General features: G+C 58.7%; 7 protein-coding genes. All 7 read right to left on the reverse strand.

The window, feature by feature from the left end:
- Positions 1-2,539: 2,539 nt before the first annotated feature.
- A complete protein-coding gene (locus QZ326_RS09285) occupies positions 2,540-4,003 on the reverse strand; it encodes an ABC transporter substrate-binding protein (RefSeq protein ID WP_295744340.1) in 1,464 nt (487 codons plus the stop codon).
- A gap of 689 nt (positions 4,004-4,692) precedes the next feature.
- Positions 4,693-5,031 carry a histidine triad nucleotide-binding protein gene (locus QZ326_RS09290; protein ID WP_295744343.1) on the reverse strand — a complete coding sequence of 113 codons (339 nt, stop codon included), beginning with the start codon at positions 5,029-5,031 and terminating at the stop codon, positions 4,693-4,695.
- 183 nt (positions 5,032-5,214) lie between these two features.
- The gene (locus QZ326_RS09295; RefSeq protein WP_295744347.1) at positions 5,215-5,340 is read right to left on the reverse strand and encodes a hypothetical protein; all 126 of its coding nucleotides are present in this window, start codon (positions 5,338-5,340) and stop codon (positions 5,215-5,217) included.
- Between the two features lie 12 nt (positions 5,341-5,352).
- Positions 5,353-5,526 (reverse strand): DUF4250 domain-containing protein, encoded by a 174-nt coding sequence (locus QZ326_RS09300; protein WP_295744350.1) that lies wholly within the window; start codon positions 5,524-5,526, stop codon positions 5,353-5,355.
- A gap of 10 nt (positions 5,527-5,536) precedes the next feature.
- Complete coding sequence (locus QZ326_RS09305; RefSeq protein WP_295744352.1) at positions 5,537-5,866, reverse strand: cupin domain-containing protein; 330 nt, start codon at positions 5,864-5,866, stop codon at positions 5,537-5,539.
- Between the two features lie 21 nt (positions 5,867-5,887).
- Positions 5,888-6,571, reverse strand: coding sequence for a hypothetical protein (locus QZ326_RS09310; protein ID WP_295744354.1), 684 nt, complete (start codon positions 6,569-6,571; stop codon positions 5,888-5,890).
- Positions 6,572-6,795: 224 nt separating this feature from the next.
- Positions 6,796-8,903 (reverse strand): alanine--tRNA ligase (alaS, locus tag QZ326_RS09315; RefSeq protein ID WP_295744357.1); only part of this gene is annotated, 2,108 nt, incomplete at its 5' end.

The raw sequence follows: 8,903 nt of genomic DNA on the forward strand, positions 1-8,903 counted from the left end.
AGATTCCGTATGGTGACTGGAGTTCAGACGTGTGCTCTTCCGATCTTTTACCATGTCCTTTCCATCCTGATGCCACTGGTAATTCAGATAGACGGAATTAAAGTCCGCCCGCAGCAGGGACACCAAAACGCCGCCGGCCTGATAGTACCGTCCGATCTTCCGAATCATCAGCGTCATCTGCGCAGGGAAATCGCCGCCCTTGCCAAACAGGTTTAGTGCTACGGACACCAGGCTCACATCCTCGCCGTGGCCCAGGGCTGCGATCTCATGGGCCTGCAGTGGAGGCAGGGCGCTACGGTCCCCCTCAGGAAGCCCTCCATAGGAGAGCGCCTGCCCGGCGGCGCCGGAACGGGCGGCAGCCAGCTTCGCCATACGGATCAGCCGCTCTGTGCTCTGGTCCCCATCCGTTTGGGCAAGGCCGCCGCACATCCGGAGGGGAAGGGTGGGAAACCGGACAGCGAACGTTTCCAGCAGTCCTCTTGTAAATTCCGCCGCCCGGGTCTCGGACAGGTTCTCCAGCCACAGGACAAATTCATCCCGGTTCAGCCGCATGGCAGCCGTACGGCAGCCGGTTTCCGCCGTGAGCGCCTGACAGCGCTCACGCACCAGCTCGCCCAGTTCCTCCAGGATCATATCGCCAAAGACGATTCCGTTTTCTTCGTTAATCTGCTTCATCCGGTCCAGAACCAGGCTGACCATGACGCCCTTCGGCCGCTCTTTTCGATACTCTGCCAGCTTTTTAAGCCCGGCACCGCAGGCATAGAGACCAGTGATTCCGTCCACGGTGTTTTTCCGGAGCTGTTCCGCCTCCCGCACTTTCTGTTCCTGAATGTCGCGGATGCTGCCCACTAACTTCCAGCGCTGCCCGTCGGTATCATAGACCGTCTTCCCTGAGAGAGCCACCCAGAGGAACTCCGCATCCTCCGGCCACCGCAGCCGGAATTCCGCGTACAGCTCATCCTTCTCGCTCTGGAGGGCTTTGACAGCGCAGGCCCGATCCTTCTCATGGATGCATCCGGGGTCGATAAAGCAACCTCCAAAGCCGCCGCACTGCCACTGCCCGCTCATAGACGGATGGTTGACTATGTCCAGCGTCTGGCTCCGCAGATCATAGGAGAAAAAGATGTCCTTGGAGGATTCCAACGCCACTTTGTAACGCTCTTTTTCCTCCAGAAGGATATTTTCCGCTTTTTTCTGCTGCTCAGTCAGATCTACAACCACATCGTACAACGCGTCTATCTCCAGGATATTGGAGGGCCTGAAAGCTTGAAGGCCCTCTGTTCCCCCGCTGATACACCCCATCAGCCGCTGGACCGGCCGGGTCAGGTGCCGCACTGCCAGGTAGATACCCATAACACCAAATCCCAGGCCCAGCAGAACGGCAGCCACCATCCAGACATAGAGCCGGCGGCTCATGCCGAACAGGTCCTCCTCTGTGTCCAGCCCCACCAGCACCCACTCAGTATTTTCGTAAGGCACATGGGCGCTGTACAGCTTCAGGGGATAGGAGACGGCATAGACGCCCTGGTGATTCAGTCTGGCGCCCTCCACCCGGAAGAGGTCCTGGTAAGCCGTCTTCTGTAAACGGAATCCGTTATCCATGGGGCGGACCAAATCATAGAGCATCCCCTTGCCCACCAAAGGCACATAGCTGTCCTCCCCGCTTCTCACAGCCAGCAGATACCCGGACTGCTGTGCGTCATTCAGCTCCGCCACTGGGAAGTAGTCATACAGCCGCCTGCTGGAGATCTCCACACCCAATACGCCGTAGGTCAGTCCGTCATACCGCAGAGGCAGGGAGTAGGTGATCATCTCATGGGGATCCACCCGGTCCTTTTCCAGGCAGAAGGGCAGCGACCAGCAGCCCAGATCTCTTGTATCCGCCTCCGGAAAGTCCTGGCCCGCACGCCAGGGTTCATAGAAATAGCGATCCGATTCGTTCACATCCCGGCCGTCCATGTGGAACCGGGGTGTCCAGTTGGTGTCCAGCGGAATATTCCAGGCCCTGGAGAGCTCTTTGCTCCCCCGCTCCAGCAACAGGTCCGAATGATTGACGGAATTTGTGTTGGGATCGGAATCCCGGATAAAGAATCCGTCGTACTCCCCCGCCGCTCCGGCATCCAGGTCCGTCAGGACCAGAAAGAGCCCATTGGAGGCACTGCCCTGCAGAATGTCCAGACATTCCGGAAACAGCCGCTCCAACAGCGCCTCCCTCATCTCATCGGAGAGGAGCAGCGTCGCCAGGTCCGCGCCCTCACTGTCCAGATGCTGCTCCAAAAGGCCATTGAGCAATGCCTCCCGCTCATAGATGGACGCCCAGCGCTGGTTCATATCGTTTTGCAGAATCACGCCCCGGTTCTCCACCAGCCGGCTCATCATATTTGCGGAATACTCCTCCAGTGTGGCCGTCGTCCGCCGGACCACCAGTGTACCGATGGTGATGACCCCCTGCAAGAGCATGATGGCAATCAGAGGGAAGAGGAACATACGGAAGATAGTCCGCCTCTTCCGTGTCTGACGATTATCTCTCTCCATGCGCTCACCTACCGACGGCATTGTTCAGCGCCTGGCAGAACGCACTGTACCAATCCTCAAAGGCCCCGTCCGACACATACTCCGCCGACGCCTCCTCCAGACTCTTGCCCAGCGCAATGGCCTCCAGCACCCCCGCCCGGTCCTCTGCCGCCCGATCCGCAAGATGGTACTCCAGCACCTTCCGGGCGGCGGAGCCGTTCTGAAAGCTCTTGTTGGTATAGAGAGTCATCTCCTCCAGCTCCTCAAAAATGGTGGTCAGGCAGTCATAGGTCTTGGGAGACACCGACAGCCCCTGATCTGCGATGACCTGATCCAGCTTTTCCGTACTGCCAGCCTCCTTCAGCACCGGCAGATAACCGGAAACGCAGCCGAAGCGCAGATTTTCCTCTGCCTGGGTGAACCACTTCAAAAATTCCACAGAAGCGTATTCCCGCCGCTCGTCCGACCTGCTGACCACCATGCCAGCGCCCTGCTGCACAGCGTACGCTCTCCCGCCCTCAAACACCGGGGCCGGCATCACAATATAGTCGATGGGATGGCTGCCCGCGTCCAGCTCCACCTGGTCGGGGAAGTACATGGCAGAGGACGTGGAGCCGGTATAGGCCAGAATGTCCCCCGTCTTCACATCGTCGGAGCGGAAGGCGCCGTAGGCCCCAAAGTAGCCCTTGACCATTGGGACATAGTAGTTCTCCCACAGGCGGCGAAGCTCTTCTTTGGGCGCGTGAAGCGTCATCTCCCCATGCTCTACCTGAAAAATCTCTACACCCAGCTGCTGCAGCCCGATGATAAAATAGTTGGCTACGGCGTCCCGGCCATAAAAGGCTTTTCCGTCCCCAGGCACATCAGGGGTAAGTCCGTCCGTCCACTCATAGTAGGTCCTGGCAACAGCCGCCACACCTTCGATGGTCCGCAAATCCTCCAGAGAGGCGCCTGTGTCCGCCGCGAAAACCTCCCAATCCGTCTTATTGAGCATCATAATCTCCGTAGACTTCGCCGTAGGAAAGATCCGGAGGGTGCCATCGGCGGCGATGCGGCCCTCCTCTATGTAAGAGTCCACATACTGCTCCAGCTCCTCCTGACTGAGATACCCGGAGAGGTTGGCCAGTGCACCGGCCTGTTCAATTTCGTAAGCTGTATCCGCATAAGAGGAGAAGATATCCGGCATGGCCTCCGCACCAACCTTGCCGCTGATGGCATCCCGCACCGCCGACTCCAGGTCGGAAACCGAACCCTGGGAGTAGCTCTGCACATAGATCCCCCGTTCCCGGCCGGCTGTATCGTTGAACTCCTCCACCAGCGCATCGAAGGCCGCCTGCTGAGAGCCGTTATAGTAGTGCCAGACCGTCAGGGACACCGGGTCCTGGGGATCCAGGGGGCTTTTGTCTCCGCAGCCTGGCAAAACAAACAGCAACGCCGCCGCCAGACATACCAGACATATTCTTTTCACTGCCACCTCTGTGATTCTCACGGGTCACTTCCCCTTTCATCTTCTATTCACAAATTCAACAGGTTCTGCCTGAAAAATAACAGAATACCCAAATGCAGTAATGCCGGTCTATCGTTAAAACAGTTTTCCAAATATCCGTCATAAGCTGGCCTGCTGTCCACCTTTCAGAAACCATATCCACAGGTGGGGAACGCTAGATGGGCAAGGGATTACCGCGCCGGCCAAGGCAGATTTTCGCAGGAATACTGGGGGTATCTCAAGAAAATTTAACGAAGAGCGGCGCGAAAAGACCTGTCTAGATGGTCTTCAGCGCCTGTGAATACTGTTTCTTAGTGCCCTAACCGCAGTTTTGCAGTATTATACTACCTTTTTCATACTGATTCAAGTCTGCATCAGTATAGGGAAGCGTCCGCCCACGCACTTTACCATCCGCGATTTTCGTTTTGCGGATGCGGCTTTGCAGAGCCCGGCCCTTACAAAAAATCTGTGAAGAGGACACTCCCTCAGTATGGCTACGCGGAAAACGGATAAAGGGGGACGTCAGTCCCAACATCATTAAGTTAAGGAAATTTACCAAATAATGAGGTGCAGAAATGTTTTGGATTCTGCTTGCTCAGCTGAAATCTAAGAACATTTTAATGCCCCATTATTTGGTAATTAGTCTTATCTTAATGGCGTTGACGCCAGTCCCCCTTTCTTCCCGCGTACAATCAGCCCGGCGGCCAGGTCATGTCCCGGCCGGCCAGCACATGGAAGTGCAGATGGGGCACGCTCTGGCCCGCCTGCTCCCCAATGTTGGACACCACGCGGTAGCTCTCAATGCCCATTTCCGCCGTAACTTTGGCGATGACCTCAAAGATGTGCGCCACCACCGCGCTGTTTCCGGTATTCACACCGGCGACGGAGGCGATGTGCTCCCTGGGGATCACCAGAAAATGAGTGGGCGCTTGAGGGGCGATGTCGCTGAAAGCACAGCACAGCTCGTCCCCGTAGACTTTGGCGCTGGGGATTTCTCCCGCGGCAATTTTGCAGAATAAGCAGTCAGACATTTCAAAACCTCCTCTATTTTTTAGGCCTTGTTTGATAAATGGCACAATGCTCAGCGGTGAGAGATTTCTTCGCCGGTCAAGGCGATCTTGACGCAGCCATACTTTGTATACAGCAAGAAAAGTCCACGCGGAGCGGCGGAAAAAGGTCCACCGCTTGGGCGTTTTGACATTTTCAAACAGGCTCTAGGCGAAGCCGCCGTTTTCAATCGCAGTCAATATGCAGTAGGGGCAGACCGCCGCCGTATCCTGTCTCCTGAAAATCTCCGTCATAAACGGGTCCGGATGGTACTTAAACATGGGAAATGGCACAAAACGCCTCCTTCATATAAACTGGTTCCGCCCGGCGTCGTATTCGCAATGCAGCGCCGCCAGTGCCTCCCGCAGCGCCGTCTCATCAGCGCCCAGCGCCGCGCACAGCTCCTCCAGGCTGGGATACTCATCCCGCAGCTTCGTATTCACAAAGCTCAGCAAAATAACAGGGTCTTTCGGAATCATTGCGCCTCCCTCACTGCTCCGGCACCACGGCAAAAAAGACCAGGTCCCCCTCACTGTCGTTGCTCAGGCTGTGCTCATGACCCTTGGGGCAGTAATGGCAGGAGCCGGCGGACAGCGGCTCATATGTCCCGTCGCACAGCACCTTTCCGGTACCGGAGAGGATGTAGATGATCTCGCTGCTGGTCTCATGGGTATGGAGGCCGATGGAGGCCCCGGGGATCAGCGTGCCCCGCATGATCTTCCCCAGGGAATCCGCATACATCTGGGCGGAGACCTCCTTCTCGCCACCCCGCATATAGGGGATGACGGTAGTCTCCATTTTATCGAATTCAATCAGCATGGAACCGTTCTCCTTTTCTCGTCATGGATGCACCTGCAAGGCGTGGGTAAACCAGTTGAAAATATGATCCCGTGTAATCGGCGACTGGCTATATATCTCCCGAAAACCCGGCAGGGCACGGATCTCCTGATACCAGCGCACCATCTCCTCCGGCGGCTCCGCCTGGACGGCCCTGCTCCGGGCGGCGGCCTTCTGCCACTTCCGCAGCTCCTCCCAGCGGTCCGGATTCTCCAGCGCCTCCAGTTGAGGCAGAACACGCTCCGCCAGGCCCTGCCATTGGCGCAGCTCCGAGGAGGGGAGCTTGGGGAAAATCGTCTCGTAAAGAGGCATGATGTCCTGCTCGATCTTCTCCGCCAGCTGTTCCAGGGCATCGTCCAGAAATGCCGTCCGGTCCTGCTGATAGAGAATGTCCTCGTAGTCTTCCACATTCCACAAGCTGCGCCGCCAGGGGTCGCCGGTGGTCCAGGCGTACCAGTCCGGGTTATAGCCACGGCCAGGAGGGCCGACGCCGAGATAGCCCCGCCACCCGGCCTGGTACTCCTCAAAGTTCCGGCCGATCAGCAGATAATCATAGAGGCGGCCGGGGTTTTGGCGGACAAAGCCATAGGTGTTCTGCCATTCGTAGGTAAACAGGAAGTCGGGGAAGCGGGCCGCCATCATAGCAGTCAGGCGGCGCTTAACAGGGACGCTGCGGGGGGTGGACATTGAGCATCCTCTCCTCTTCCTATTATTTTCTTGTTTTCCTTTGCTGCCTTGAGGGCTGTTTGTCTTGTTGTTTTGTCAATACGGCCTGTAATTCACTTCGCTCTTGCAGGCTTTCGCTATTTTCGCTGCGCTCCGGGAACCCACAGGGGGCGCCGCCCCCTGTGCCCCCGCAGCCTTTGAAAAGGCTGGCGAAACTTTGATCTGCGGCTTCGCCGCCCGCGCTTTCAGCCCAACTTTCCGGCTACGAAATCGTCCACACTGGCCAGCGCGTCATCCAGCTTCAGCATATCCGTGCCGCCGCCCATGGCGCTGTCCGGCTTTCCGCCGCCCTTGCCGCCGCAGATGGCGCAGACGTTCTTCACCAGCTCCCCGGCCTTGATTCCCCTGGCTACGGCCTCCTTGCCGCAGACGGCTAAGAAGGAAATCTTCTCCCCGTTGACGGAGGCCAGCACAGCCACCACGTCCGGAGCCTTATCCCGCAGAAAATCGCCCATCTGGCGCAGGCCATTTGCGTCCAGGCCGTTGCGTACAGCAGTGAGGACCTTCAATCCGCCCACGTCCTTGGCGGCGGTGAGGAACTGCCTCGCCTCACCCAAAGACGCCTCGGCCTTGAACTTCTCCAGGGCCTGCCGCAGCTCCTTGTTCTCCGCCGCCTGCTGGCTGATCTTGCTCTCCAGCTCGCCGGGCGTGGTCTTCAGCAGCTGGGCGGCGTGGAACAGCATCTGCTGATTCCGGTTCACCGTCTCCAGCGTCAGTTTGCCCACAGTGGCCTCAATCCGGCGGACGCCGGAGGCCACAGACCCCTCGGACTTGATGCGGAAGGGACCTGCCTTGGCGGTGTTGTCCAGGTGGGTGCCGCCGCAGAACTCCAAGGAGAAGTCCCCCATCTCCACCACGCGGACCACGTCGCCGTACTTCTCGCCGAACATGGCCACGGCGCCCTTGCGCTTGGCCTCCTCAATGGGTAGGACCTCCGTCACCACCGGCAGGCCCTCCAGAACAGCGTCGTTGACCAGACGGTCAATCTCCGCCAGCTGCTCTGGCGTGATGCTCTCAAAATGAGTAAAGTCAAAGCGGATACGGTCCGGCTCCACCAGGGAGCCCGCCTGATGCACATGGTCGCCCAGCACCTTTTTCAGCGCGGCGTCCAGCAGATGGGTGGCACTGTGGGCCCGGCGGATGGCCTTGCGGCGCTCCGGGTCGATCTGGGCGCAGACAGTGTCGCCCACTTTGAGCACGCCCTCCGTCATCCGGCCGGAGTGGAGGAACTTGCCGCCCTTATTCTTCTGCACATCGGTGACCTCAAAACCCACTTTGCCGGCGCAGATCACACCGTGGTCCGCCACCTGGCCGCCCATCTCAGCGTAGAAGGGACTCTTATCCAGAACGACGGCGGCCTCCACGCCGGAGACAATCTCGTCCACCAGCTCTCCCCCGGCCACAATGGCCACCACCTTGGCATCCGGGATACGGTCATTGTCATAGCCCACAAACTCCGTGGCGGGCACATCGCTGCCGAACTCGATACCGGCCCAGCCCAGGTCGCCCAGGGCCTCCCGTGCCTTCCGGGCCCGGAGGCGCTGCTCTTCCATCAGCTTGTCAAAGCCCTCCCGGTCCACGCTCATGCCCTCTTCCTCCACCATCTCAATGGTGAGGTCGATGGGGAATCCGAAGGTGTCGTAGAGCTTGAAGGCGTCCGCGCCGGAGAAGACCTTCTCCCCCTTGGTCTTGTGGGCCGAAAGCAGATCGTTATAGATCCTCATGCCGCCGTCGATGGTCTTGGCGAAGTTCTCCTCCTCCGTGCGGATGACCTTGGTGATATAGGCCTGCTTCTCCCGCAGGTCAGGGTACGCGATCTCGTTCTCGCGGACCACGGTGTCCACCACCTCGTGGAGGAAGGGGCGGTCCACCCCCAGGAGCTTGCCGTGGCGGGCGGCCCTGCGCAGCAGGCGGCGCAGGACGTAGCCCCGGCCCTCATTGCTGGGCAGCACCCCGTCGCAGATCATCATCACGGAGGAGCGGATATGGTCAGTGATAACCCGGAGGGAAACGTCAGTTTTGTGGCTCTCGCCGTAGTGGGCGCTTGTGATCTCGCTGACCTTGTTGGTGATGTTCATCACCGTGTCTACATCGAACAGGGAGTTCACATTCTGACACACGCAGGCCAGCCGCTCCAGTCCCATGCCGGTGTCGATGTTCTTGTTCTGCATCTCCTCGTAGTGCCCCTCGCCGTCGTTAACGAACTGGGAGAAGACGTTGTTCCAGACCTCAATATACCGGTCGCAGTCACAGCCCACGGTGCAGCCGGGCTTGCCGCAGCCGTGCTCCTCGC

It is taken from the genome of uncultured Oscillibacter sp., assembly GCF_910587525.1.
Classification (GTDB): Bacteria; Bacillota; Clostridia; order Oscillospirales; family Oscillospiraceae; genus Oscillibacter.

Excerpts from the sequence above, each read along its gene's own strand:
- QZ326_RS09305 (WP_295744352.1), bottom strand. The coding sequence starts at position 5,866 with ATGCTGATTGAATTCGATAAAATGGAGACTACCGTCATCCCCTATATG.
- QZ326_RS09290 (WP_295744343.1), bottom strand. The coding sequence starts at position 5,031 with ATGTCTGACTGCTTATTCTGCAAAATTGCCGCGGGAGAAATCCCCAGC.
- QZ326_RS09310 (WP_295744354.1), bottom strand. The coding sequence starts at position 6,571 with ATGTCCACCCCCCGCAGCGTCCCTGTTAAGCGCCGCCTGACTGCTATG.
- QZ326_RS09300 (WP_295744350.1), bottom strand. The coding sequence starts at position 5,526 with ATGATTCCGAAAGACCCTGTTATTTTGCTGAGCTTTGTGAATACGAAG.